This window comes from Streptomyces typhae (assembly GCF_009755605.1).
In the GTDB taxonomy this organism is placed as follows: Bacteria; Actinomycetota; Actinomycetes; order Streptomycetales; family Streptomycetaceae; genus Streptomyces; species Streptomyces typhae.
The window spans coordinates 191,884-215,671 of record NZ_WPNZ01000011.1 but is presented as its reverse complement, the minus strand read 5'-3'; the positions used below and the strand labels follow the sequence as shown (position 1 = coordinate 215,671).

The window sequence follows — 23,788 nt, the reverse complement described above, 5'->3', positions numbered from 1 at the left end:
GGGCGGCCGTTGTGGCAGGCTGAAGGACCACCCCCGTCCACGCAGGGAGGAGCGCGGCCATGCCCGCAGAACCGCTGTCGCAGAAGGAGATCGAGGACCGGCTCGCCGAACTCCCCGGCTGGTCCCTCACCACGGACGGTACGGGCACCGGGGCCGCGTCGGGCACGGCGGCCGCCGGGGGCGGTGCCGCCGCCCCCAAGCTGACCCGCAGCTACCGCCTGGCCTCGCACTTCGCCGCGGCCGCGGTCGTCGTGCACATCGCCCAGGTGCAGGAGGAGCTGAACCACCACTCCGAGCTGACCCTCGGCTACGACACGGTCTCCCTCGCCGTGTCCACCCACAGCGCGGGCGGCGCCCTCACCGACCTGGACTTCGCGCTGGCCCGCGCCGTCGAGGCGCTGGCGGCGGTCCACGGGGCGCGGTGATGAGCGGCGCGGCCACGGCCCATCGCCGGGAGCGCGGAGCGGGTGCCTGATGCTCGACTACGGCAAGGAGTCCGCCCGGTACGACGCCTCGCGCGGCGGTGAGCCGCGGGCCGTCGCCGCCGCCGACGCGGTGCTCTCGCTGCTGCCCCAGGGCACCGCCTCGCTGCTCGACGTCGCCTGCGGCACCGGTCTGGTCACCCGGCGGTTCGCCGCCCGGCGGGGGCTGCGGGTGACGGGTGTGGACGCGGCGTACGGCATGGCGCGGATGGCGGCCGAGCGGGTGCCCGGCGCGATCGTCCTCGGGGACAGCAGGCAACTGCCGTTCCCGGACGGCGCTTTCGACGCCGCGACGGCGGTGTGGCTGCTGCACCTGCTGGCGGGCCCCGACGAGGCGTCGGCCGTCGTCGGGGAGTGCGCGCGGGTGCTGCGGCCCGGCGGCGTCCTCGTCACCACCGTCGACAAGGCCGCCGCGCACAACGTGGGCAGCGACATCGACGCGGCCCTCATGGGCCGCCCGGTCCGCAGCCCCGTGGACGGGGCGCTGCGCGTCGGGCAGTACGCGGCCGCGCACGGCCTTCTCCCCGCGGGCCGGGCCCGCTTCCGCGGCCACGGGCAGGGCCGCAGCCCCCGCAGTACCGTCGCCGACCTGCACCGGGGCTGGTTCACCGGCATCCCGCCCGGCACCGCGTCCGCCGAACGGTTCGCGGCGCGCCTCGCGGCGCTCCCGGACCAGGACGTCCGGCGCCCGGACCCGGAGTTCACCCTGCACGCGTTCCGCAAACCGCCGCGCGCCTGACGCGCCCGCCGTCTGCCGAGGCGATCCTTTTGCCGGAACGGCAACGCGGCTGGCTGAAAGCGAGGGCGCGGGGCACGCTGGCAGCGTTCCCAGGCGAGAGTGCGAGAGAGGCAGCGACGATGACGGTGACGGGGCACGGGCACGGCCACGAGCAGGGCCATGGCCACAAGCAGGACCATGGCCACGGCCACGGCCACGGGCACGGTGACATCGACTGGGCCGTCATGGCCCCCGTCCTGGAGCAGAACGCGGAGGTCACGGCCCCTGTCTACCGCGAGGTGGCGGCCTGGCTGCGGGACGTCCGCACGGTGCACGGCGGCGGCGCGGCGGAGCGGGGCGACGACCCGGCCCTGATCGTCGACGCGGGCAGCGGCCCCGGCGTCGTGTCCTGTCTGCTCGCCGAGGCGTTCCCCGCGTCCCGGGTGATCGCGGCGGACCCCGAGGAGGCGCTGCTCGCCCGCGCGGCCGCCCGCGCGACCCGCCTCGGCCTCGCCGGCCGGGTCGGCACCCACCGCGCCGAACTGCCCGGCGGGCTCGGCGAGCTGGCGCCCGCCGACCTCATCTGGGCGGCCCGCTCCGTGCATCACGTCGGCGACCAGGTGGCCGCGCTGACCGCCCTCGCGGAGCGGCTCGCGCCCGGCGGTGTGCTCGCCGTCCTCGAAGGCGGCCTCGCGCCGCGCAGCCTGCCGCGCGACTTCGGCGTCGGCCGCCCCGGACTCCAGGCCCGCCTGGACGCGGCCAACGAGGAGTGGTTCGCGCGGATGCGGGCGGACCTGCCGGGCGCCAAGGAGACGACGGAGCACTGGCCCGCGCTGCTCACGGCCGCCGGGCTGCGGCACGTGGCGACGCGCAGCTTCCTGCTCGATCTGCCCGCGCCCCTCGACGACGCGGCCCGCGCCCATGTCGTCGCGACCTTCGAGCGCTACCGCGAGTTCGCCGCCGCGCCCGACTCCACCGCGGGCCTCGCCCCCGACGACCTCGCCGCCCTGGACCGCCTCCTCGACCCGCAGGACGAGGAGAGCCTGCACCGCCGCGCCGACCTGTACCTCCTGACGGCCCACACGGTCCACGTGGCGACGGCACGCTGACGCGCCCCGCGCGGTCGCCCCCGGCTCCCTTCGGGGGCGCTACTCCCGCAGCTCTTCGAGCCGCACCAGCGCGTCCCGCACCGCCTCCCGCTCCGCCTCCGTGAGCGCGATCCCCGCGGCCCGGTCGAGGAGCCTCGCCGCGAGGGCGTCGTCGCCGACCCGCTGGGCGATGTCCCCGCGCAGCACGAGCAGCCGCACGTGCTGCGCGGGGGTGGGCTGTTCGTCCTCCAGGGCGAGGGCGCGGTCGATGACCTTCGCGGCGCCCGGCAGGTCCTCCTTGGAGTCCACGAAGACGTCCGCGACGTGCAGCGCCCGCGCGAAGGTCTCCTTGGGCGCGGCCCTGTGCCCCTGGTCCTCGCTGATCGGCCTGCCGACGCGGATGCTGTTCCCGGCCGGGTCGGTCATCAGGAACTGCCGTACTCCGTACGACATGTCCTTCAGCGGCCCCATGCGCGGCAGCCCCCGGCGCGGGATCCTCCCGTACGCCGCCTTCAGGCCCGCCCGGAAGTCCGCGTACAGCGTGTCCACGTCGTCCGTGAGGATGTAGCAGCCCGAGATCGACTCGGCGGGGTCGTACTCCTTCATCCCGAAGAACTGAAGCTCCACGGCGCCGCGTTCGACCACGGCGTACGCGTACGGGCTCTTCTGGAGGTACGTCGTCTCGAACCCGAGCGCGGTGTAGAAGTCGACGACGGGCTGGATGGTCCGGCAGGGCAGCAAGGGAATGGTTTTCTCGGCCATGACCGTCATCCTAGTCAAAGTTGAATAGAGGGAGTGAGGGGTTGACGCCGGGCAGCTCGACGCATGTGTGGCGCGCACGTGTTGACCGCATGTGTGCGGGGGGAGGACGGTGTATCGACCGAGGGGGGGGTCGCACATGTCGCAGGGGCTTTTGCGCTGGGAGTCCGACGAGGGGCCGGTCGTCGTGGAGGTGGACACCCGGGACCCCGGGTACCAGTCCGTCGCGCGCGGGGTGGGCGCGCCCGGCGGGGTGCGGGACGTGGAGGAGCGGTTCGAGACGGCCCTGTCCCAGGTGCGCGGCGCCGCCCTGTCCGCGCTGCGCACGTTCCGCACGAAGGCGGTCGACGCCGACGAGATCTGCCTGGAGTTCGGGGTGAAGCTCAGCGCCGCCGCGGGCGCCGTCATCGCCAAGACGGCCGCCGAGGGGCACTTGACCGTCAAGCTGCGGTGGGCGCGCGGGGAGGGCGGGACACAGGACGAGCGGTGAGCGCCGCCGTGCAGTGCTGGCGCGCGAGGATCGGCGGTGCGGACGGAGCGGCCCTCGGCGCCGGGCTCCTGGTCGACCGCACGCGGCTCGTCACCTGCGCCCACGTCGTCCAGGGCCGCCCCGAGGTGTCCGTGACGCTGCCGGGGCTCGCGGACACCCTGCCCGCACTCGCGGGCGGACTGCCCGCGACGGTGACGTGGCGCGGCGACTGGCGGCGCCCGGGGGACCCCGGCGACATCGCCGTCGTCGAACTGGCTCAGCCGCTGCCGTCCGCCGTCGCGCCCTGCGTGTTCGCGCCGGCCGACGCGCTGTGGCCGGTCGCGGGCGACGCCCGCGCCGCCACCCGTGAACTGCGCGCCCTCGGCTTCCCCGACGGGCACGAGGCACAGGGCGCGTACGTCACGCTGCGCACCAGCGGGGACCGCACGCTCGGCCCCGAGTGGCAGGAGATCGAGGTCGAACAGGCCCATCTGCGCCGCCTCGACGAGGGGTTCAGCGGCGCGGCCGTGTACGACCCGGGGACCGGGCACGTCGTCGGCATGGTCACCGACGCCGTGCTGCACGGCGACCACGCCGGGTACATCGGCCGCATGATGCCCCTGCGTACCATCCGCAGGCACTGGGAGGGCCTGGACGACCTCCTCGACCTCGACTGGCTCGCACGGGACGCGCGGTGCGCGCTGCGCGCCCTGCTCGAAGGCGTCAAGCCGGGCGTCGGCCTCGAACACGTCGTGCGCGCGGCCTTCCCGACGTTCCGGCGCCCGCTGCCGCCGTTCCCCTCCACCTGGGCGGCCGTCCGCTACGTCGGCGAGTACGTCTCCGGCCACGACCGGCTGCTGCGTCTGCTCACCGCCCTCGTGCCGCACCTGCCCGACGGCACCGCCACCGCCGTGGAGGACTGGATGCGCGGCCGCCTCGACGGCTACGAACCGGGCACGACGCGCCACGGCCGCCCCCGGCAGCCGCGCGCCGGGCAGTCCGGCACGGTCAGGACCGGATCGGTGATCGTACGGCTCGACCCCGTCACCCGGGGCGCACGGCTCGAACTGACCGTGATCACGGCCGTCGACGGGACGGCGGTCGCCGGCACGGCCACCGAGCGGATCCGCCGCGACCAGGTGCGCGCCAAGGTCGAGGCGGTGCTCGCGGCCCAGGCACGGCTGCTCCACGACTGCGACTGGATGCTGGAGTTCGTGGTCCCGCAGGGCCTGATGCACCTGCCCTACGAGGAGTGGGAGCTGCGCGAGCCGGGCGCGTCCCGGCCGCGCCCGCTCCGGACCGTGCCCGTCGTCGTCCGCCACGTGGAGCGCCTGAAACCGCTGACCGTCACCCATCTGACCCGTGAGCGCTGGCGCACGGTGCGGGCCCGCGGCGAGACCCGGCCGGTGCCCGTCGCCTGCGCGCTGGGCTTCGGCTACGAGGAGTTCTACGGCTGGTTCGACGCCGAGGAGGACCTGTGCGCCCTCGCGTACGCCACCCACCCCGCGGAGGACGGACTCGCCGCGGCCCTCGACACCGGTGTGCCGATCATGCTGTGGCGGCGGTCCGCGTGCTGCGAGGGCAGGACCGGCGTGTGCACCTCGGACACGTTCCTGGAACGGCTGACCACGGCCGTCGGCACGAGCCACCCCGACCGGCTGCCCGTCGAGGTCATGCGGCTGCGCAAGGAGGCCCACTCCCCGTACACGGGCGACGCCGACCACTGCGGGCGGCGCCTCACGCTGTTCTGGGACGACCCCGCACGCATCCCCGATCCGCCGCTGGCCATGGGCGTACCGGGCGCCTGAGGCGCCGTGCCCCCGCGGCCGGCAAGCACAGGAGGAACCGCCATGCCGCCGACACCTCCCACCCCTGCGACACCGCCCACGCCACCCGCCTCGTCGGCATCATCGCCGCCGTCCCCCGACCCGCCGTCCCCTGGGCCGTCCGCTTCCGGGTCGTCGTCTCCTGGGCCGTCCGCTTCCGGGTCGTCGTCTCCTGGGCCGTCCGCTTCCGGGTCGTCGTCTCCTGGGCCGTCCGCCTCCGGGCCGTCGTCTCCTGGGCCGTCCGCTTCCGGGTCGTCGTCTCCTGGGCCGTCCGCCTCCGGGTCGTCGTCCCCTGAGCCGTCCGTCCGCGACGCGTCGTCCCCCGGCCCGTCCGCCGTCGACCCGTCCGGCGCCGAGCCGCCCGGCGCCGGGTCGCCACCTGCCGTGCCGTCCGGCGGCGATCGGTCCAGCGGTGATCCGTCCGCCGTCGGGCCGACCGGTGCCGAGCCGTCCGGAGCCGGGCCGTCCGGTGCCGAGCCGTTGCTGACGTCCTGGCAGATCTACTCCGGCAGCCGCCGCCCGCACGACGGCGTCGACCGGCTCCCCGCGCCGCCGCCCTGGCGGACCTTCACCGGCGGCCCGCCCCTGCGCACCCCGCAGGGCGACAGCGGCAACCAGCACGCCGCCGTCAGCTACCGGCCGGGCAAGGACGCCGTCCGCCAGGTCAACGCCGCCCTCTATCTGCGCAGGCCGCTGCTCGTGACCGGCGCACCCGGCACCGGCAAGTCGTCCCTCGCCTACGCCGTCGCCCACGAACTGCGTCTGGGCAGAGTCCTGCACTGGCCGATCACCAGCCGCGTCACCCTGCGGGACGGGCTGTACGCCTACGACCCGCTGACGCGTCTGTACGCCGCCGAGCGGGCGCGGCCCGGCGGAACCGGTCCGCAGCCGGACGACATCGGCGACTTCCTGCGGCTCGGCCCGCTCGGCACCGCCCTGCTGCCCTACGAACGACCACGCGTCCTGCTCGTCGACGAGATCGACAAGAGCGACATCGACCTCCCCAACGACCTGCTCACCATCTTCGAGAAGGGGTCGTACGAACTCGTCGAGCTGGCCCGCCGCGCGGAGCCCACCGCCAGGGTGATGACCGCCGACAGCACCACCGACCGCGTGGAGATCCGCGACGGCACCGTCACCTGCCGCGCCTTCCCCTTCATCGTGATGACGAGCAACGGCGAGCGCGAGTTCCCGCCCGCCTTCCTGCGCCGCTGCGTGACCGTGGACCTGAAGCAGCCCGCGGGCGTGGACGAGCTGACCGCCATCGTCCGTGAACACCTCGGCGGAGTCGTCGGCGCCGGCGAGGGGCGGCAGGACGACGCGCTCCCCGAAGGCGTACGACGGGTCGTCCAGCGGTTCTTCGAGCGGCGCGGCGGCGGTCTGCTCGCCAACGACCAGCTCCTGAACGCCATCTACATGTGCCACCACGCGTCGTTCACCGAGCGCCCGGAGACCGTGGAGGAGCTGGCGGACCAGGTCATGCCGTATCTGAGTTCCGAACCCACCCGGTCCGATGACGCTTGAGCGGCTCCAGGCCGCCCTCGCGGAGCTGGGGCCGCCGGTCACGCCCCTGGAGCTGGCGGAGATGGTGTGGCTGGCCGAACGCCTGCCACCGCCCGCGGGTACGGGTGCGGAAGGGGACGCCGAAGGGCGGCCGGTGTCCGGCGGGGCGCCCGGCGCGGGGCCGCGCGGAGGCCCGGGGCACTCGGGCCTGCACCGCCGCGGCTCCGGTGCGGAGGGGCGGCGCGCCGACGACGCGGTGGACGGTGCGGGGGAGACGGGCGACGGTGCGGGGTCGGGAGCGGGCACGGGGGCCGGCGCGGCCGAAGGCGGCGGACCCGGAGCCGATGCGTCCGGAGCCGGTGCGCCCGGGGGCGGTGCGACCGGAGTCGATGTGCCCGGTCCCGGATCGTCCGCCTCCGGGGCGGACGGTTCCGGCGCGGACGGGCGCACCGCCCTGCATCTGCCGCACGGCACCCCGCACCCCGGCAGCGACGCCGACGACGTCCTCGTACCCGCCCCGCAGGCCCTGCGCCACGAACTGGCCATCCAGCGCGCCCTGCGCCCGCTGAAACGCCGGGTCCCCGACCCGCGCCGCCGCATCCTCGACGAGCAGGCGACGGCGGAGCGCGCCGCCCGCAGGGCCGGGGCGCGCCCCTTCGCCTCCTTCGCGCGCGTCGCGCCCGTCGCGCCCGTCCTGGTTCCCGCGACCGACCGGCTCCTGAGCCTCGCCCTCGTCGTCGACATCGGCCCCTCGATGAGCGTGTGGCTCCCCCTGGTAGGGGAGTTGCGCGACGCCATGCACCGCACCGGTGCCTTCCGGGACGTCCGCGTCTGGCACCTCGTCGACGTGCCGGGCCGCGTCGGGCTGCGGATCTCGGCCAAGGGGCCCGCGATGGCGCCCGCGGCCGTGGTCGACCCGACCGGACGCCAGGTCGTCCTCGTCCTCAGCGACTGCTCGGGGCCGCACTGGTGGGGCGGGCGTGCGGGCCCCGCGCTACACCTGTGGGCGCGGCGCGGCCCCACGGCCGTCCTGCAACCGCTGCCCGAACGTCTCTGGCGGCGCACCGCCGCCCCCGCCGTGCCCGGCCGGGCGATCGCCTCCCGCGCGGGCGCCCCCAACACGGCACTGCGGTTCGCGCCCCACGACGGCCGGGTCCGTGCCCCCGGGGGCACGCTGCCCGTGCCGGTCCTCGAACTGTCCCCGGACTGGCTCGGGGACTGGGCGGGGCTCGTCATGGCCGTGGGCGACCGCCGCCGCGACACGGCCGTCACCCACGTCCGCGCGGACACCGTCCCGCACGGGCGGCCCCTCGCCGACGAGAGCGACCTGCCGATCACCGAACGCGTCCTGCGCTTCCAGGCCGCCGCCTCGCCCACGGCCGCCGAGCTCGCCGCGCACATCGCCCTCTCGGTGCCCGCGCTGCCCGTCATGCGGCTGATACAGCAGCGCGTGACGCCCGGGTCGCGGCCGAGTGACCTCGCCGAGGTGCTGCTCAGCGGGCTGCTCGAACCCGTGGAGCCGGAACGGGGCCTCTACCGGTTCGTGCCCGGCGCACGGGCCGCCCTCCTCGGCACCCTGCCCCGCCCCGAGTCCCTCGCCGCCGCCGACCTGCTGCACCGTATCGGCCGGGAGATCGAGACCAGGGCGGGCTCGGCGGCCCGCACCTTCCGCGCCGTCGTCCCGGTCGCGGCCGGCACGGGCACCCGCGGCCTCGGCGCCCCCGGCGAACCGTTCGCGCTGGTGAGCGAGGAGGCGTTGGAGGTGCTGCTGGTGCGGGCGACTCCGCTGCGGGCGGGTGGGCGGCACGAGGCGCCGGGGCCGCCGGGGCCGCCGGGGCCCGCAGTGCCGTCGGTGCCCCCGGCGTCCCCGGCGATCCCGGGGGCCTCGGTACCCCCGGGGATCGCGGAAGCGGCGGGGGAGGAGAGGGAAGCCCTGTGGGCACTGCCCCCGGCAGCCTCGGTGACCTGCCCGCGCGGCCTGACGAACCGGCCGCCGCGTGAGCTCCTCGTGGGCCGGGTGCGGGAACTGGCCGTCCTGGAGGGCACGTTCTCCTTGGCGTCCCGCGCCGAGGGCCCGGCCACGGTGGTCGTGACCGGGGTGGCAGGTGTGGGCAAGACGGCGCTCGCCGCGCACTGGGCGGCGGGCGTCGCGCGCGGCGGCGCGGCGCGTCCGGTGTGGTGGGTGCGGGCGCAGTCGCAGGAGACGATCGCCGAGGACCTCGCGCGGCTGACGCACGCCCTGCTGGGGGAAGACGACACCCCCCTGCCGGATCCCGCGCGAGTTTCCCGCGCGGCGGAGTGGGCGATCGGATGGCTCGCAGCGCACCACGGCTGGGTACTCGTCCTGGACGACGCCAAGGGGCTGAGCGAGGAGGACGGCGGGGCCGCGGGGCTCGACGCCGCGCGGGGTACGGGTACTGCCGGCAGTTGCGACGACGCCGAGGGCCAGGGTGCTGCCGAGGGGCTGGGCGGTACCGGGGGTGGGGGTGCTGCCGACGGGCTGGGCGGCGGTATGGGGCTGGGTGCCGCCGAGGGACACGACCCTGCCGACGTGCCCGGGGCCGCCCAAGGCCCCGCCGGCACCGGCAGCCCAGGCGCCTCGGGCGAACCTGGTGCCGCACACGAGTCGGACGTCGCACAGGCACCGAGCGCCGCACAGGCGTCGGATTCGGCACAGGCGTGGGGCGCCGCACACGAGTCGAGTGCCGCACAGGCACTGGGCGCCGCACACGAGCCGCGCATCGCACACGAGCCGCGCACCGCCCACGAGCCGCGCACCGCACACGCCCCGGACGCCGCACACGCACCCGGCGCCGGGCCCAGCTCCGGCCCCGGCGGGCCCAGCTCCGGCCCCGGCGGGCCCAGCCCCGGCCCCGGCCCCGGCGGGCCCAGCCCCGGCCCCGGCGGGCCCAGCCCCGGCCCCGCCGAGCCCAGCCCCGGCCCCGCCGAGCTCAGCGGCATCGCGCAGCTGCTGCGGCGGCTCGGCAGCGGTGGGCGTGTGCTGATCACCGCGCGGTACGCCGGGGGGTGGGACGGGGAGGTCATCGACCTCGGTGTGCTCGATCTGCCCGAGGCCGTCGAGCTGTTCCGGATCCGTACGGGCGGCGGCGCGGCGCCGGACGCCGTCTCCCTGCTGTGCGAGGAACTCGGCTGTCTGCCGCTCGCGGTGACGAGGGCGGCCACCACCGTCACCGAGAGGGGCGTCCCCCTCGCCGAGTACCGGACCCACCTCGCCCACCGCAGGAGCGAGGTCCTCGAAGCCGACGCGGCGCGTGACGAGGCAGCCCGCAAGGGCGGCGGCGACGGCGCCGGCGGGCAGGACGAGGTCACGGCCCGGCTGCGGGCCGCGGTGCGCGCCGTCGACGATCCGCTGGCGACCCGCATCCTGAACGCCCTGGCCTGGTTCGCCCCGGCCCCCGTACCGTACTTCGTCCTCTCCGGGATGGCGAAGGACCGCGAGGTGGCCCGCGCCGTGCGGAGGCTGCTGAGCCACGGCCTGCTCACCCGGGACGGGGCCACCCTGCGGATGCGCCGCCGGGTGCAGGCCGTGCTGCGCGCTCCGGAAGCCGCCCGGCCGCCGCATGGCGCGCCGCCCGGCCCGCCGCCGGACCGGGCGGCGACCCGAGAGGCCCGGATCGAGGCCACCGCCTGCCTGGCGGCGACGCTTCCCGGTGACGCCGACGACCCCGCGAACTGGCCGCGCTGGAGTCAACTGCTCCCGCACATAGAGGAGTTGATGAAGTGCGTGCCACCCGGTGAGGACACCGAACACTTCGCCTCCGTGCTCGCGGAGGCAGCGGGGTTCGTCATCGGGCAGGGCGGCACCGACCGGGGCCTCGCCATGCTGCGGCGCGCCGTGGAGGGGCGGCGGCGCATCTTCGGCGAGCAGGATCCGCGGACCCTCGCGGCGGTGGAGCGGCTCGGGACCGCGTACCGCGACGCCGGCCGTCCCGAGGAGGCCGCCGAGGAGTACCGCAGGACGCTCGCCGTACTGGCCGGTCCGCGGGAGCGGGCGTACGGCGACGTCCTGTCGCTGCGGCTGCAACTGGCCGCCGCCTACCGGGAGTCGGGCGATGCCGTACGGGCCGGGCGGGAGTTCGCCGACGCCCACGCCCTCGCCGCGGCGACGCTCGGCGAGGAGGACCCGCGCACCCTGCTCGCGCGGGCGGGCGTCGCGGGCTCCGCCCTCGCGGCCGGAGCGCCCCGCTCCGCCGCGCCCCTGTTCACGGACATGATCGAGGTGTGCGTACGGACGCTGGGGGCGGCCCACACGTTCACGCTCGCTGTTCGCGGCGAGCTGATCGCCGCGCTGCTCGCGGCGGGGGAGCCGGAGCGGGCCGCGCTGGCGGCGGAGGACGCCTACGCCGACTGCGTGAGCCTGCTCGGGGCAGGCCACGCCGACACGCTGCGCGCGGGCGAACGACTCACCGAGGCGCGACGGGCCTCGGGCGGGCCCCCGCCGGTCGGGTGACGTCGGTCGGGTGACGCGGGTCGGGTGACGCGGGTCGGTGAAAGCGACCGGCCCGCGCCGACCCCGTGAGGGGCCCGCGCGGGCCGGTCGCCCGCCCGGGGGTCGGCCGGTCGCCGACCCGGAGGGACTACGCCATCTGTGCCGGGTCCGGGCCGAGGCGCCGGTCCTCGTTCAGGGCGCTGATCGCGGCCATGTCCTCGGGATCGAGCTCGAAGCCGAAGACGTCGATGTTCTCCTTGATGCGGGACGGGGTCACCGACTTCGGGATGACCACGTTCCCGAGCTGGATGTGCCAGCGCAGCACGATCTGCGCGGGCGTGCGCCCGTGCTTCTGGGCGATGGCGACGATCGCCGGGACCTCCAGGAGGCCCTTGCCCTGGCCGAGCGGCGACCAGGCCTCCGTGGTGATGCCCTGCTGGGCGTGGAACTCACGGGAGGCGTGCTGCTGGAGGTGGGGGTGCAGCTCGATCTGGTTCACCGCCGGGACGACCGACGTGGCGTCGATGAGGCGCTCCAGGTGTTCCGGAAGGAAGTTGGAGACGCCGATCGCCTTGGCGCGGCCGTCGGCGAGGATCTCCTCGAAGGCCTTGTACGTGTCGATGTAGGCGTCCTTGGCCGGGACCGGCCAGTGGATCAGGTACAGGTCGACGTAGTCCAGGCCCAGCTTGGCCAGCGAGGCGTCGAACGCGCGCAGGGCCGAGTCGCGGCCGTGCTCGGTGTTCCAGAGCTTCGTCGTGACGAAGAGCTCCTCGCGGGCGACACCGGATCCGGCGATGGCCTTGCCGGTGCCCGCCTCGTTCTCGTAGGCGGCGGCCGTGTCGATGCTGCGGTACCCGGCCTCCAGCGCCGTCGCCACGGCCTGCTCCGCCTCGTCGTCGGGCACCTGCCAGACGCCGAAGCCGAGCTGCGGCATCTCGGTGCCGTTGTTCAGGATGATCGGGGGGACCTTGCTCACGAGCTCTCGATCCTTATACGTCGTCGGGTGGTACACCCATGGTCAACGATCAGAGGCCGTTGTGCATTCCTGGGAAGCCGTGCCGCATTCCCGGCGTGGCGTTGCCGCCGTGCGGCCCCCGGAGAATGGCTGGATATAGGTCCGTCCGTGTCGGTCGATCGGTCCGAACCATTGACCGCGTCTCCGCATGGCGCAACGCTGTTGCACGTCACTGAACGCAGGCCATCCATGTGAACACCCTATGTATCTGTGGAGCGTTCCGTATCAGTGGCTCCTGAACCCCCACTTTTTCAGGAAGGCAGGACACGCACATGAACACTCAGCAGGAGACCCCGGAGGCCGTCCCCGTCGGCCGCGTCGGCCCCTCCGGCCCCGGAGCCCCGGAAGGCGACCCCGGTACGGGCTGGCAGTCGCCCGGGTACACGGTCGTCGAGACCTCGCTGGAGGTCACCGCCTACCGCCTCGCCGACCGGTAGACCGGCCCCATGCTGCTGCAGGTGCTCGGCACCGCGGCGGGCGGTGGGCTCCCCCAGTGGAACTGCGCGTGCCCCGGCTGTGCCGGGGCACGCGCCCACCCCGAACGCCGCCGCAGGCACGCCTGTCTCGCCCTTCGCGCGGGCCCGGACCGCTGGTACGTCGTCAACGCCACCCCCGACATCGGCGAGCAGATCGAAGGGTGCCCGGACCTGCTGCCCGCGCCCGGACCCGCCGCCGACACCCGCCGCTCGCCGCTCGCCGGCGTCGTCCTCACGGACGCCGAACTCGACCACACCCTCGGCATCGCCCGGCTGCGCGAGGCCCGCGACGGCTTCGACGTGCTCGCCACCGCCCCGGTGACCGGGGCCGTCCGCGACCGCCTCGGCCTCGGCGCCGTGCTCGGGCCGTACACGAAGGTGCGCTGGCGCGAGCTCACCGGCACGGCGCGGGAACTGGACGACGGCTCGACCGTAACGGTGTCCGCCGTTCCGGTTTCGGCCAAACGCCCCCGCTACGCCGCGGGCACCGGCCCCGAGGCGCCCGTCTGGTCCGTCGCCCTGCGCCTGTGCGACACCGCCGGCGGCCGCACCGTCCTGTACGCCCCGGCCCTCGCCGCCTGGACCGACGCCTTCGAGGCCGCCGCACGCGAGGCCGACGTCCTCTTCGTCGACGGCACCTTCTGGGACGACGAGGAGCCCCGGCGGTCCGGCTTCGGCACGGACACGGCGACCGGCATGGGCCATCTGCCCGTCACCGGCCCCGGCGGCACCGCCGACCGCCTCGCCCGGCTGCCCGGACGGTGCCTCTACACCCACCTGAACAACACCAACCCGCTCGGCGACCCGGGCGCCGAGCAGCACCGTCACCTCGCCGACCTGGGGCTCGAAGTCGCACGGGACGGGATGGTGATCGAGCTGTGAGCACGACCGCGGACACCCCCGCGACGGCCCCCGTGCCCGCGGAAGCCGCACCTCCCACGCCCGCCGCGCCCCCCGGCGTCCCCTGGACCCCCGACGAGCTGACCGACCGCCTGCGTGCCGTCTCCGTCGAGCGCTATCACGACCGCCACCCCTTCAACGTACGCATGCACGAAGGCACCCTGACCCGGGCCGAGCTGCGTCGCTGGATCGTCAACCGCTTCCACTACCAGCGGCACATCCCCGTCAAGGACGCCCTGATCCTCGCCAAGTTCGACGACCCCGCGCTGCGCAGGAGCTGGATGCGGCGGATCAGGGACCACGACGGCGAGCGTCCTGGTGAGGGCGGTATCGAGCGGTGGCTGCGGCTCGGCGAGGCGGCGGGCATCGCGCGCGAGGAGCTGACGGACGCCTCCCGGGTGCTGCCCGGGGTGCGGCTCGCGGTGGACGGGTACGTCAACTTCTGCCGGCTGCGGCCCGCGCTCGACGCCGTCGCGGCCTCCCTCACCGAACTGTCCGCGCCGGACCTGATGCGGACCCGCATCGCCGCGTTCGAGCGGCACTACCCGTGGATCGACGCGGACGGCCTGACCTACTTCCGCGGCCGTGTCGGCCAGGGCGGCAGGGACGGGCAGGAGGCGCTCGCCCTGGTGCGCGCGTGGGCCCGTACCCGACAGGAGCAGGAGCGGGCCGTGGCCGCCCTCGCCTTCAAGTGCGACGTGCTGTGGTCGCTCCTGGACGCCGTGGACGCCGCGACCGCCGCGCCCGCCGTGGACGGAGCGCGGTCGTGAGCACGAGTGCGACGTCGACGCTGAGTCCCGGCTGGCGGCCCGTGGTCGCCCGTTCGGTCGTGTTCCGGCACGACCGGGTGCGCGGCGTCGACCTGTTGCTGCTGCCGGAGCGGGTCGTGGTGCTGCGCGGGGCGGCCGGCGGCATCGTGGCGCTGTGCGACGGCGAGCGCGACGTGGCCGCCATCGTCGCGGAACTCGCGCGCCGCCATCCGGACGCCCCCGTGGACACGGAAGTCCCCGCGTTCCTCGGGCGGCTGTACGACGAGGGGTGGCTGCGGTGACCGGCCCACCCCGTACGGGCGACACCACGCCCACCGGCCCGCGGCGGGGCGCGCCGCCGGACCCGGACCCGCCCTGGGCCCTGCTCGCCGAGCTGACCCACGGCTGCCCGCTCAGCTGCGCCTACTGCTCCAACCCGGTCGAACTGAACAGTCGGTCAGCAGAGCTGACCGCCGACGAGTGGGCGGACGTGCTGCGGCAGGCCGCGGACCTCGGTGTCGTCCAGACGCATCTGTCGGGCGGCGAACCGCTGTTGCGCCGGGATCTGCACCGGATCGTGGCCGCCGCGGACGGGGCGGGCATCCACACCCAGCTCGTCACCAGCGGGGTCTCCCTGCACGAGGACCGCGTCGCCGGGCTCGTCGAGGCGGGGCTGCGCAGCGTCCAGCTCTCCGTACAGCACCCCGAACCGGGCCGCGCCGCGCTCATCGCGGGCGCCCGCGCGAGCCGGGCGAAGGAGCGCGCCGCCCGGCTCGTCCGCGAGGCGGGACTGCCGCTCGGCCTCAACGCCGTCCTGCACCGCGCCAACCTCGACGCCCTGGAGGCCCTGGTGGACCTCGGCCTGGCCTGGGGCGCCGACCGGATCGAGCTGGCCAACACCCAGTTCTACGGCTGGGCGCTGCGCAACCGCGACGCGCTGCTCCCCGACCCGGGGCAGGTCGCGCGCGCCCGGCACACCCTGGAGCGCCTGCGGGCCGAACTCGCCGGGCGCATGGAGCTGGTCTGGGTCGCGCCGGACTACGTCGACGCCACCGCGAAGCCCTGCATGGGCGGATGGGGCGCGATCTCCCTGACCGTCACCCCGGACGGCACGGCGCTGCCCTGCCCGGCCGCCGCGGAACTGCTCGGCGCCGACGCCCCGTCCGTCCGTGACCGGCCGCTCGACTGGATCTGGCGGTCCTCGCCCGCGTTCACCCGCTACCGCGGCGAGGACTGGATGCGCGAGCCCTGCCGCTCCTGCGAGCTGCGCGCCGTCGACTTCGGCGGCTGCCGCTGCCAGGCCTTCGCCCTGACGGGCGACGCCGCCCGCACGGACCCCGCCTGCCACCGCTCGCCCGACCACGGCCTGGTGCGCGAGCTGGTCGAGGCCGCCCGCGGCCCGGCGACGCCGGACACCTACGTCTACCGCGAACCCGCACCGTCCGACCGCACACGAGCACCCCAGGAAGCACGGCCGCCCCAGCAGGCGGACCCCGGAAAGCAGAGGTGAGCGAGCGATGACGCCCTCCCGGAGGACCGTGCTGGCCGTGGCACTCGGCACGGCCGCGGCGGGAGTGCCGGGCACCGCCGCCGCCGCGGGTCCCGCGGTCCCGCCGGCGCGGACCGCCGCCCCCGCCGCCTGGCGGTTGCGCTGGGCGCCGTCCGCCCGTGACGTCGGCCTGCGCGCCTTCGAGACGCTGGAGGACGACCGCGCCCACTCCCACCCCTCGGCGGGCCCGCACATATCCGTCGACGGCGACGCCTACCGCTTCACGATGCACACCGTCGACCGCGACACCAGCGGCGACCGGCAGCGCCAGGAGGTCACCGGCTGCCGCACCGGCGACTCCTTCCTGACGTGGCGGCGGGGCCAGACCTGGCGGATCACCTACCGCATGTTCCTGCCTGGTTCGCTGCGGGCGACGACGACCTTCACGCACATCATGCAGATGAAGCAGCCGGGCGACGGCGGCTCGCCGATCGTGGTGCAGTCGCTGCGCCGGGTCGACGGCAGGCAGACGATCGAGCTGAAGATCTTCGGCGGGGACGTCCTGGTCGGCCGCACCGACCTGGAGCCCCTGCACGACAAGTGGACCGACGTCGACTTCCGGATCAAGGTCGGCGACGGTTCGTCGGGGTCCGTGCGCTGGATCCTGGGGAGCGGCGGAACGACCGTCGTCGACGAGTCCCGGACCGGTGTGGACACCTTCCTCGCCGACCGCGTACGGCCCAAGTGGGGCATCTACCGCTCCCTCGGCGACACCTCGGGCTCCCTGCGGGACACGCACCTGCTCCTCACCGCCCTGCGCGGCTACCAACTCGCCTGAGCGCAGCCCGACACCCCCCACCCGGAGGTACTCATGCACGGCTCCACGAGAAGCACGCGCACGACCCGAAGGACGGTTCCGGCCGCGGTCGCCGCACTGGCGGCGGGACTCCTGGTGCACGTCCCGGCGGCCGGCGGCGCGGCGGCGGCCCCGCCCGCCCCGGCCGGTGAACCCACCGGCGTCACGACCCTGTCGACCGGCTGGACCATACCCTGGGGCACCGCCTGGCTGCCCGACGGCAAGTCCGCCCTCATCACCGAGCGCGACGGGTTCGGGGTGTGGTCGCTCGCCGCCGACGGCTCGGGGAAGAAGCAGGTCGGCAAGGTGCCCGAGGCCCAGACCACGGGCGGCGAAGGCGGCCTGATGGGCATCGCCGTCGACCCCCAGTGGGCCGACAACCACCATGTGTACGTCATGCACACCGCGGCCGAGGGCAACCGCATCGCGCGCATGACGTACGACGGTTCGACCCTCGGCGAGTACACGGTCCTGCTCAAGGGCATCAAGAAGGCCAGGTACCACAACGGCGGCCGGCTCGCCTTCGGCCCCGACGGGCACCTCTACGCCACCACCGGCGATGCCCAGGACCGCCCCCTCGCGCAGGACAGGAACTCCCTGAACGGCAAGATCCTGCGCATGACGAAGGACGGGAAGCCCGCCCCCGGCAACCCCTTCGGCAACCACGTGTACAGCCTCGGCCACCGCAACCCCCAAGGCATCGCCTTCGACCCGCAGGGCCGGCTGTGGGAGGCCGAGCTGGGCGACGCCTCCCGGGACGAGCTGAACCTGATCAAGCCCGGCAGGAACTACGGCTGGCCCACCTGCGAGGGCACCTGCAATGTCGCGGGGATGACCAACCCCAAGACCACCTGGGCCGTGACGCAGGCCTCCCCGAGCGGGGTGGCCGTGGTGGACGGTGCCGTCTACATGGCGGCGCTCAGGGGGCAGCGCCTGTGGCGCGTCCCGATCAACGCCGACAACGAGAACGTCGGCACGCCCAAGGCCTTCTACGTCGGGCAGTACGGCAGGCTGCGCGCCGTGACCGCGGTGCCCGGCGCCACCGCGCTGTGGCTGTCGACCACCAACGCCGACAACATGGGCGGGCAGCCGGACGGCGTGGACAAGATCCTCCGCGCCACCATCGGGTAGCCGCCGGGGTGAGCCACCCACCGGGCCGTTGGGGCGGCCCGGCGGTGGTGCCGGGGTACGCGTCGCACGCGCGCGTGGCGGCGCGTACCCCGGTCGCCCCACTCCTCAGCCGCTGCCGCTGCCGCCGTGGGCCGCAGCCTTCACAGCCGCTGCCGCCGTGCGCGTCAGCCGCTGTACAGCGCGTCCACCTCGGCCGCGTAGGCCTGCTCGATGGCCTTCCGCTTCAGCTTCAGGGACGGCGTGAGCAGGCCGTGCTCCTCGGTGAACTGGTGGGCCAGTATCCGGAAGGTGCGGATCGACTCGGCCTGGGAGACCAGGGTGTTCGCGGCCACCACGGCCCGTCGCACCTCGGTCTCCAGGTCGGGGTCGTGGACGAGGTCGCGTGCGGGCATCGACGGCTTGTTGCGCATGGCGAGCCAGTGTTCGACGGCCTCCGCGTCCAAAGTGACGAGCGCGGCCACGTAGGGCCGGTCGTTGCCGACGACGATGCACTGCGCGACCAGCGGATGGTCCCGCACCCGCTCCTCCAGCCGCACCGGCGAGACGCTCTTGCCGCCGGAGGTCACCAGGATCTCCTTCTTGCGCCCGGTGATGGTGAGATAGCCGTCCTCGTCCAGTGAGCCCAGGTCGCCGGTGGCGAGCCAGCCGTCCCGCAGCGTGGCGTCGGTCGCCTTGGTGTCGTTGAGGTAGCCCTGGAAGACATGGCCGCCGCGCAGCCACACCTCGCCGTCCTCGGCGATGTGCACGGTGGTGCCGGGGATGGCCTGGCCCACGGTGCCGTAGCGGGTGCGCTCGGGCGGATTGGCGGTCGCGGCGGCCGAGGACTCCGTCAGACCGTACCCCTCGAAGATCGTCACGCCCGCGCCCGCGAAGAACAGGCCGAGCCTGCGGTCCATGGCGGAGCCCCCGGACATCGCGTGCCGCACCCGGCCGCCCATGGCCTCGCGGACCTTCGCGTACACGAGCTTGTCGAAGACCTGGTGCTGCATGCGCAGGGCCGTGGAGGGCCCCGGGCCGGTGCCGAAGGCCTTGGCCTCCATGGCGTCGGCGTAGCGCACCGCCGCCTCCACGGCCTTGTCGAAGGGGCCCGTCCTGCCGTCCCGTTCGGCCTTGCGGCGGGCCGCGTTGAAGACCTTCTCGAAGATGTACGGCACGGCGAGCACGAACGTCGGCCGGAACGCCGCCAGGTCGGGGATCAGCGCGGCGGCGTTGAGGCTCGGCTGATGGCCGAACTTCACCCGGGCCCGCACCGCCGCGATCTGCACCATCCGGCCGAAGACGTGCGCGAGCGGCAGGAACAGCAGGGTCGAGGGCTCGTCGCCGCGCCGGCCGCGGAACACCGGCTCCCAGCGCTCGACGAGCGTGTCCACCTCGAACATGAAGTTCGCGTGGCTGAGCACACAGCCCTTGGGGCGCCCCGTGGTGCCCGAGGTGTAGATGACGGTGGCGACGGAGTCCGGCGTCACCGCGCGGCGGTGCCGGTGCACCACCTCGTCGTCCAGGTCGCGCCCGGCCTCGACGAGTTCGCCCACCGCGTCGCCGTCGAGCTGCCAGAGGCGGCGCAGGTGCGGAAGCCGGTCGACGACCGAGCCGATCGTCATCGCGTGGTCCTCGTGCTCGACCATCGCCGCCGTCACCTGCGCGTCGTGCAGCATCCACAGGACCTGGTCCGCAGACGACGTCGGATACACGGGTACGACCTGCGCCCCCACGGTCCACAGGGCGAAGTCGAACAGCGTCCACTCGTAGCGGGTGCGGCACATGATGGCGACGCGGTCGCCGAACCGGACGCCCTGGGCGAGCAGCCCCTTGGCGAGCGCCAGGACATCGTCGCGGAACCCGGCGGAGGTCATGTCCTGCCAGACGCCGTCGTGCTTGCGGCCGAGGACGACGCGGGCCGGGTCCTCGGCGGCATGGTCGAACACGACGTCGGCAAGACCGCCCACCCGTGGCGCCGACGCCATGGGAGGGTTCGTGAACTCGCGCAATGGTGCTCCTTGTGGCGCTCCGCACAGCGCCGGTGACGGTACCCCACCCCGTTCCGGTCCGGGAGGGGGTGGGAAGCGCCCCAACAGGGACGATCGTCACAGGTCAGCGGTCCAAATGCGGCCACAAGGGTAAGGGCGGGACACATTACTGACGGATGAGTAAGTTTCGGTGCCGTAATCTCCACCGAATCTGTACGCGGCAGTTACCCCTGGGGTTGCTTCCCCGGGGTCCGCACGGCGGGCGCCGAGGGTGTCTGACCTGCGACGGGTGCCGATTTGGTCCGGACCATCAGAAGGACCGCGAGGCCCGCCGCGAGCCCCACCGCACCGGCCGTGAGGGAGGCCCCGTTGAGGCCTGCCGCGAACGCCTCCCGCACGTCGTGCCCGGACACCGTGGAGTGCAGTGCGGCGGCCCCGCCCCCGGCCGCCGTGTGCGCCGCGTCGTGGCCGAGGGCGTCCTGCATCCGCGAAGTCAGGACCGTGCCGAACCCGGCCACGCCGAGCGCGTACCCGAGCTGCCGGAAGGTGTTCACCGCGCCGCCCGCCATGCCCGCGTTCTCCTGCGGCACCGCGGCGAGCGCCGCCCCCGCGAGCCCCGGCGAGACCAGGCCCGTACCGATGCCCGCGAGCGTCAGGCCGGGCACCAGGGCGGGCCACGACGACCCGGCGTCGAGGACCGCCGTCGCCAGGCAGCCCGCGCCGATCAGGAGCAGCCCGCCACCGATCACGTACCGCGGGGAAGCCCCGTGCAGCAGCCGCCCGCCGACCGCCGCCACCACGAACGCCGTCGCCGCGAGCGGCAGGAGCACCAGGCTGCCGCGCACCGGGCTCATCCCGAGCACCGTCTGGAGCCAGATCGAGAAGTACGGGATCACACCGAACGCCGCCGCGTTGTACCCGATCGCGCCGAGCAGGATGCCCGTGAACGCGGGCTTGCGCAGCAGCCGCAGATCGATGAGCGGATGCGCGGCACGCCGTTCGACGACCACGAAGGCGATCAGCGCGAGCGCCGCCACCGCGAGCGTCACCCCGGTGCGCGCCGAGGTCCACCCCACGGTCGACGCCCGCACCCCGGCATACGTCAGCGCCCCCGCGAACAGCGCGAACGTCGTGGTGCCCGCCCAGTCCACGCGCCGCGCCGACGACCCCTCGGCCCGCGCGGGCTCCGGTATCACCCGCAGCGTCAGCCACACCGCGGCCACACTCACCGGCAGGTTCACGAAGAAGATCCACCGCCAGCCGGGCCCCGCCGTGAGCAGCCCGCCGACGACCGGGCCGAGGGCCGCCGCGCCGCCGCTGACCGCGCCCCACACGCCGAGCGCCAGCGAGCGCTGCCGCCCCTGGTAGGCGGCGCCGAGCAGCGGCAGCGTCGTCGCGAACATCGCGGCGGCGCCGAGCCCCTGGACGGCGCGCGCCGCCACCAGGACCTCCGCGTTCGACGCGAGCCCGCAGCCGAGCGACGCGAGCGCGAACACCACCGTGCCCGCCACCTGTGTCCGGCGCCGCCCGATGACGTCGGCGGCGGCGCCGACGCCGAGCAGCAGCGCGGCGAGCGCCAGGGCGTAGCCGTCGATGACCCACTGCAGATCGCTCAGCGACGCGTCCAGGGCCCGCGCCATGTCGGGCAGCGCCACCACCACGATCGTCACGTCCAGCAGCAGCATGAAAGTGCCCAGGCACACCGCGGTCAGCGGCCCCCATGTGCGCATGATCGTTCCCCTCTTTCCTCTCGGTTCCGTTCGACGCCGTACGATCCGTCGGGGGCGGACGATCGCGGTGGCCGGCGGGCGGGTACCGTCCGAATCCGACATCAGAAGGGCGGCAGGCGATGGAAAGCCACACCCCGGGCCCGGTGGACGACCTGGATCTGAAGCTGCTCCAGGCCCTGGAGACCGACGGGCGCGCCTCCTTCAGCAGGATCGGCGCGGTGCTCGGTGTCTCCGACCAGACGATCGCCCGCCGCTACCGGCGGCTCACCGCCGAGGGCGGCCTGCGCGTGGTGGGTCTGCGCAACGCCGAGCGCCTCGGCCGCGACCACTGGATGCTGCGGCTGCGCTGCGCGCCCGACTCCGCCACGACCATCGCGAACGCGCTCGCCCGCCGCCCGGACACCTTCTGGGTGGGCCTGACGTCCGGTGGCACCGAAGTGGTCTGCCTGACCCGGCCCCGCACCCCCGGCGACCACGAGGACCTGCTGCTCGGCAAGTTGCCGCGGACGCCGAGCATCGTCGAGATCCGCGCCCACCAGCTCCTGCACACCTTCTTCGGCGGGCCCCGCGGCTGGCTCGGCAAGCTGGCCCCGCTGACCGCGGAGCAGCGCGCGGCCCTGACCCCGGACACCCCGCGGCCCGGCGCGGGACCGGCCCGGATCACACCCCGGGACGAGCCCTTGGTGGCCGCGCTCGAAGCGGACGGCCGTGCCACCTATCCGCAGCTCCAGCGCGCCACCGGCCTGTCCGAGTCCGCCGTGAAGCGGCGCCTCGGGGCGCTCCTCGCCTCGGGAGCGGTCTTCGTCGACATCGAGTACACCCCGGAGATGCTCGGATACCGCAGCGCCGCCGTTCTGTGGATCACGGCCGCGCCGGGCGCGCTGCACTCCGTGGGGCAGGCGCTCGCCGAGCACTTCGAGATCGCCTACGCCGCGGCCACCGCGGGCCCTTCGAACCTCGTCGCGACGGCCGTCGCCGCGGACACGGCGGGCCTGTACGCCTACATCAGCGGGGACCTCGGGCGCCTCGACGGGGTCCAGCACGTGGAGACTGCGCCGTTCCTGCGCCGGGTGAAGCAGTTGACGTACCGGCCGCAGCGCTGACTCGATGGCCGCGGTGCGGCCGGGCCCCGAAGGGGCGCGGGGAACTGCGCGCCCAGCCACGAAGCGCCCGCAGACGGCACCTGGAGCGCGCGGAACCGCTCACCCCCGGCCGCGCTGCAAGCGATCCCCGCCGGTGAGGATCGCCGCCGCGAGGGCGTCGGACGCGCCCCGCGCCGCCGTGTCCCGGTCGCCGTGCCGCAGCACGAAGTCCACCGAGCCGAGCTCGGGCAGCCCCGCCCGGTCGGGGAGCCGCGCAAGACCCGGCGGTACGAGGCCCCGCGAGTGCGCCATCACGCCGAGTCCCGCGCGGGCCGCGGCCACCAGCCCGCTCAGGCTGCCGCTGGTGCAGGCGACACGCCAGGGGCGGCCGTCGCGGTCCAGGGCCTCCATGGCCACCGCGCGGGTGATGCCCGGCGGCGGGTACACGATCAGGGGCACCGGCAGGGCCGGGTCGAGGCGCAGCCGGGGCGCGCCGATCCACACCAGGTCGTCGCGCCACACCAGTTCGCCGCGCGGGTCCTTCGGGCGCCGCTTGGCGAGGACCAGGTCGAGCTTGCCCGCGTCCAGGCGCTCGTGCAGCGTGCCGGAGAGTTCGACGGTCAGCTCCAGGTCCACCTCGGGGTGGCCGCGGCGGAAGGACTCCAGGATGTCGGTCAGCCGGGTGAGGACGAAGTCCTCGGAGGCACCGAAGCGCAGCCGTCCGCCGGGCCGCGCCCCGGTGAAGTACCTCGCCGCCTGCTCGTGCACCTCCAGGATGCGGCGGGCGAATCCGAGCATCGCCTCGCCCGCCTCCGTCAGCTCCACCCGGTGCGTGTCGCGGGCGAACAGCGGCCGGCCCGTCGCGTCCTCCAGACGGCGCACGTGCTGGCTCACCGTCGACTGGCGCAGCCCGAGGCGCCGCGCGGCCTGCGTGAAACTCAGCGTCTGGGCCACCGCGAGGAAGGTGCGGAGCTGACCGGGGTCGTACACACCCCCCACGTTATCGCGCTGCGTGATGACAGTCAGAGCGGTGTACGGGATTCCCGATCGCTCCGGAAGGGAGGAGCATGGAGAGGGCACGTACCGCCTCCAGTCCCG

At 74.9% G+C, this 23,788-nt stretch carries 20 protein-coding genes; 15 read left to right on the top strand and 5 right to left on the bottom strand.

Annotation, left to right across the window (positions count from 1 at the left end; genetic code table 11):
• Positions 1 to 59 precede the first annotated feature (59 nt).
• The 3 genes from GPA10_RS21325 to GPA10_RS21315 all read left to right on the top strand — a co-directional run bounded on the left by GPA10_RS21325 (position 60) and on the right by GPA10_RS21315 (position 2,309).
• Positions 60 to 425 (top strand): 4a-hydroxytetrahydrobiopterin dehydratase, encoded by a 366-nt coding sequence (locus GPA10_RS21325; protein ID WP_157166880.1) that lies wholly within the window; start codon positions 60 to 62, stop codon positions 423 to 425.
• A 49-nt stretch (positions 426 to 474) separates the two neighbouring features.
• Positions 475 to 1,221, top strand: coding sequence for a class I SAM-dependent methyltransferase (locus tag GPA10_RS21320; RefSeq protein ID WP_157166879.1), 747 nt, complete (start codon positions 475 to 477; stop codon positions 1,219 to 1,221).
• Positions 1,222 to 1,340: 119 nt separating this feature from the next.
• Positions 1,341 to 2,309, top strand: coding sequence for a class I SAM-dependent methyltransferase (locus tag GPA10_RS21315; RefSeq protein ID WP_157166878.1), 969 nt, complete (start codon positions 1,341 to 1,343; stop codon positions 2,307 to 2,309).
• A 39-nt stretch (positions 2,310 to 2,348) separates the two neighbouring features.
• On the opposite strand, the gene GPA10_RS21310 is transcribed toward GPA10_RS21315, so the two are convergent.
• Positions 2,349 to 3,050, bottom strand: a complete 702-nt coding sequence (locus tag GPA10_RS21310; RefSeq protein ID WP_157166877.1) for a bleomycin resistance protein — start codon at positions 3,048 to 3,050, stop codon at positions 2,349 to 2,351.
• Positions 3,051 to 3,186: 136 nt separating this feature from the next.
• On the opposite strand from GPA10_RS21310, the gene GPA10_RS21305 reads away from it, so the two are divergent.
• The 4 genes from GPA10_RS21305 (at position 3,187) to GPA10_RS43410 (ending at position 11,316) form a co-directional block, all read left to right on the top strand.
• On the top strand, positions 3,187 to 3,537 hold the full coding sequence (locus GPA10_RS21305; protein ID WP_063803688.1) for a CU044_2847 family protein: 351 nt from the start codon (positions 3,187 to 3,189) through the stop codon (positions 3,535 to 3,537).
• Complete coding sequence (locus tag GPA10_RS21300; protein WP_157166876.1) at positions 3,534 to 5,324, top strand: VMAP-C domain-containing protein; 1,791 nt, start codon at positions 3,534 to 3,536, stop codon at positions 5,322 to 5,324. The genes GPA10_RS21305 and GPA10_RS21300 overlap by 4 nt, the downstream gene beginning before the upstream one ends.
• Before the next feature lie 501 nt (positions 5,325 to 5,825).
• Positions 5,826 to 6,866 (top strand): AAA family ATPase, encoded by a 1,041-nt coding sequence (locus GPA10_RS21295; RefSeq protein WP_157166977.1) that lies wholly within the window; start codon positions 5,826 to 5,828, stop codon positions 6,864 to 6,866.
• Positions 6,856 to 11,316, top strand: a complete 4,461-nt coding sequence (locus tag GPA10_RS43410; protein WP_157166875.1) for an SAV_2336 N-terminal domain-related protein — start codon at positions 6,856 to 6,858, stop codon at positions 11,314 to 11,316. The genes GPA10_RS21295 and GPA10_RS43410 overlap by 11 nt, the downstream gene beginning before the upstream one ends.
• 127 nt (positions 11,317 to 11,443) lie before the next feature.
• Here the strand turns inward: GPA10_RS43410 and GPA10_RS21285 are convergent, their stop codons facing one another.
• Positions 11,444 to 12,229 (bottom strand): aldo/keto reductase, encoded by a 786-nt coding sequence (locus tag GPA10_RS21285; RefSeq protein WP_157166976.1) that lies wholly within the window; start codon positions 12,227 to 12,229, stop codon positions 11,444 to 11,446.
• Between the two features lie 353 nt (positions 12,230 to 12,582).
• On the opposite strand from GPA10_RS21285, the gene pqqA reads away from it, so the two are divergent.
• The 7 genes from pqqA (at position 12,583) to GPA10_RS21250 (ending at position 17,911) form a co-directional block, all read left to right on the top strand.
• Positions 12,583 to 12,747, top strand: a complete 165-nt coding sequence (pqqA, locus tag GPA10_RS21280; protein ID WP_157166874.1) for a pyrroloquinoline quinone precursor peptide PqqA — start codon at positions 12,583 to 12,585, stop codon at positions 12,745 to 12,747.
• Between the two features lie 9 nt (positions 12,748 to 12,756).
• Positions 12,757 to 13,668, top strand: coding sequence for a pyrroloquinoline quinone biosynthesis protein PqqB (gene pqqB, locus GPA10_RS21275; RefSeq protein WP_157166873.1), 912 nt, complete (start codon positions 12,757 to 12,759; stop codon positions 13,666 to 13,668).
• A 98-nt stretch (positions 13,669 to 13,766) separates the two neighbouring features.
• Complete coding sequence (gene pqqC / locus GPA10_RS21270; RefSeq protein ID WP_157166974.1) at positions 13,767 to 14,456, top strand: pyrroloquinoline-quinone synthase PqqC; 690 nt, start codon at positions 13,767 to 13,769, stop codon at positions 14,454 to 14,456.
• Positions 14,453 to 14,737: a pyrroloquinoline quinone biosynthesis peptide chaperone PqqD gene (gene pqqD / locus GPA10_RS21265; protein ID WP_343041177.1), complete on the top strand. Its 285-nt coding sequence runs from the start codon at positions 14,453 to 14,455 to the stop codon at positions 14,735 to 14,737. Before pqqC ends, pqqD begins: the two co-directional genes overlap by 4 nt.
• Entirely contained in the window at positions 14,734 to 15,945 is a 1,212-nt protein-coding gene (gene pqqE, locus GPA10_RS21260; RefSeq protein ID WP_343041176.1) for a pyrroloquinoline quinone biosynthesis protein PqqE, read from the top strand. Before pqqD ends, pqqE begins: the two co-directional genes overlap by 4 nt.
• A gap of 7 nt (positions 15,946 to 15,952) precedes the next feature.
• Positions 15,953 to 16,762, top strand: a complete 810-nt coding sequence (locus GPA10_RS21255; RefSeq protein ID WP_157166872.1) for a heparin lyase I family protein — start codon at positions 15,953 to 15,955, stop codon at positions 16,760 to 16,762.
• Between the two features lie 33 nt (positions 16,763 to 16,795).
• A complete protein-coding gene (locus GPA10_RS21250; protein ID WP_157166871.1) occupies positions 16,796 to 17,911 on the top strand; it encodes a PQQ-dependent sugar dehydrogenase in 1,116 nt (371 codons plus the stop codon).
• 164 nt (positions 17,912 to 18,075) lie between these two features.
• Here the strand turns inward: GPA10_RS21250 and GPA10_RS21245 are convergent, their stop codons facing one another.
• Positions 18,076 to 19,899, bottom strand: a complete 1,824-nt coding sequence (locus GPA10_RS21245) for an AMP-dependent synthetase/ligase (protein WP_157166870.1) — start codon at positions 19,897 to 19,899, stop codon at positions 18,076 to 18,078.
• A gap of 203 nt (positions 19,900 to 20,102) precedes the next feature.
• A complete protein-coding gene (locus GPA10_RS21240; RefSeq protein ID WP_157166869.1) occupies positions 20,103 to 21,608 on the bottom strand; it encodes an MFS transporter in 1,506 nt (501 codons plus the stop codon).
• Between the two features lie 119 nt (positions 21,609 to 21,727).
• Between GPA10_RS21240 and GPA10_RS21235 the strand changes: the two genes are divergently transcribed.
• Positions 21,728 to 22,711, top strand: coding sequence for an Lrp/AsnC family transcriptional regulator (locus tag GPA10_RS21235; protein WP_157166868.1), 984 nt, complete (start codon positions 21,728 to 21,730; stop codon positions 22,709 to 22,711).
• 99 nt (positions 22,712 to 22,810) lie between these two features.
• Here the strand turns inward: GPA10_RS21235 and GPA10_RS21230 are convergent, their stop codons facing one another.
• A complete protein-coding gene (locus GPA10_RS21230; protein ID WP_343041175.1) occupies positions 22,811 to 23,680 on the bottom strand; it encodes a LysR substrate-binding domain-containing protein in 870 nt (289 codons plus the stop codon).
• Positions 23,681 to 23,788: the final 108 nt, after the last annotated feature.

Excerpts from the sequence above, each read along its gene's own strand:
- GPA10_RS21255 (WP_157166872.1), top strand. The coding sequence starts at position 15,953 with ATGACGCCCTCCCGGAGGACCGTGCTGGCCGTGGCACTCGGCACGGCC.
- pqqA (WP_157166874.1), top strand. The coding sequence starts at position 12,583 with ATGAACACTCAGCAGGAGACCCCGGAGGCCGTCCCCGTCGGCCGCGTC.
- GPA10_RS21325 (WP_157166880.1), top strand. The coding sequence starts at position 60 with ATGCCCGCAGAACCGCTGTCGCAGAAGGAGATCGAGGACCGGCTCGCC.
- GPA10_RS21285 (WP_157166976.1), bottom strand. The coding sequence starts at position 12,229 with ATGCCGCAGCTCGGCTTCGGCGTCTGGCAGGTGCCCGACGACGAGGCG.
- GPA10_RS21320 (WP_157166879.1), top strand. The coding sequence starts at position 475 with ATGCTCGACTACGGCAAGGAGTCCGCCCGGTACGACGCCTCGCGCGGC.
- GPA10_RS21315 (WP_157166878.1), top strand. The coding sequence starts at position 1,341 with ATGACGGTGACGGGGCACGGGCACGGCCACGAGCAGGGCCATGGCCAC.
- GPA10_RS21310 (WP_157166877.1), bottom strand. The coding sequence starts at position 3,050 with ATGGCCGAGAAAACCATTCCCTTGCTGCCCTGCCGGACCATCCAGCCC.
- GPA10_RS21305 (WP_063803688.1), top strand. The coding sequence starts at position 3,187 with ATGTCGCAGGGGCTTTTGCGCTGGGAGTCCGACGAGGGGCCGGTCGTC.
- GPA10_RS43410 (WP_157166875.1), top strand. The coding sequence starts at position 6,856 with ATGACGCTTGAGCGGCTCCAGGCCGCCCTCGCGGAGCTGGGGCCGCCG.
- pqqB (WP_157166873.1), top strand. The coding sequence starts at position 12,757 with ATGCTGCTGCAGGTGCTCGGCACCGCGGCGGGCGGTGGGCTCCCCCAG.
- GPA10_RS21250 (WP_157166871.1), top strand. The coding sequence starts at position 16,796 with ATGCACGGCTCCACGAGAAGCACGCGCACGACCCGAAGGACGGTTCCG.
- GPA10_RS21235 (WP_157166868.1), top strand. The coding sequence starts at position 21,728 with ATGGAAAGCCACACCCCGGGCCCGGTGGACGACCTGGATCTGAAGCTG.
- GPA10_RS21240 (WP_157166869.1), bottom strand. The coding sequence starts at position 21,608 with ATGCGCACATGGGGGCCGCTGACCGCGGTGTGCCTGGGCACTTTCATG.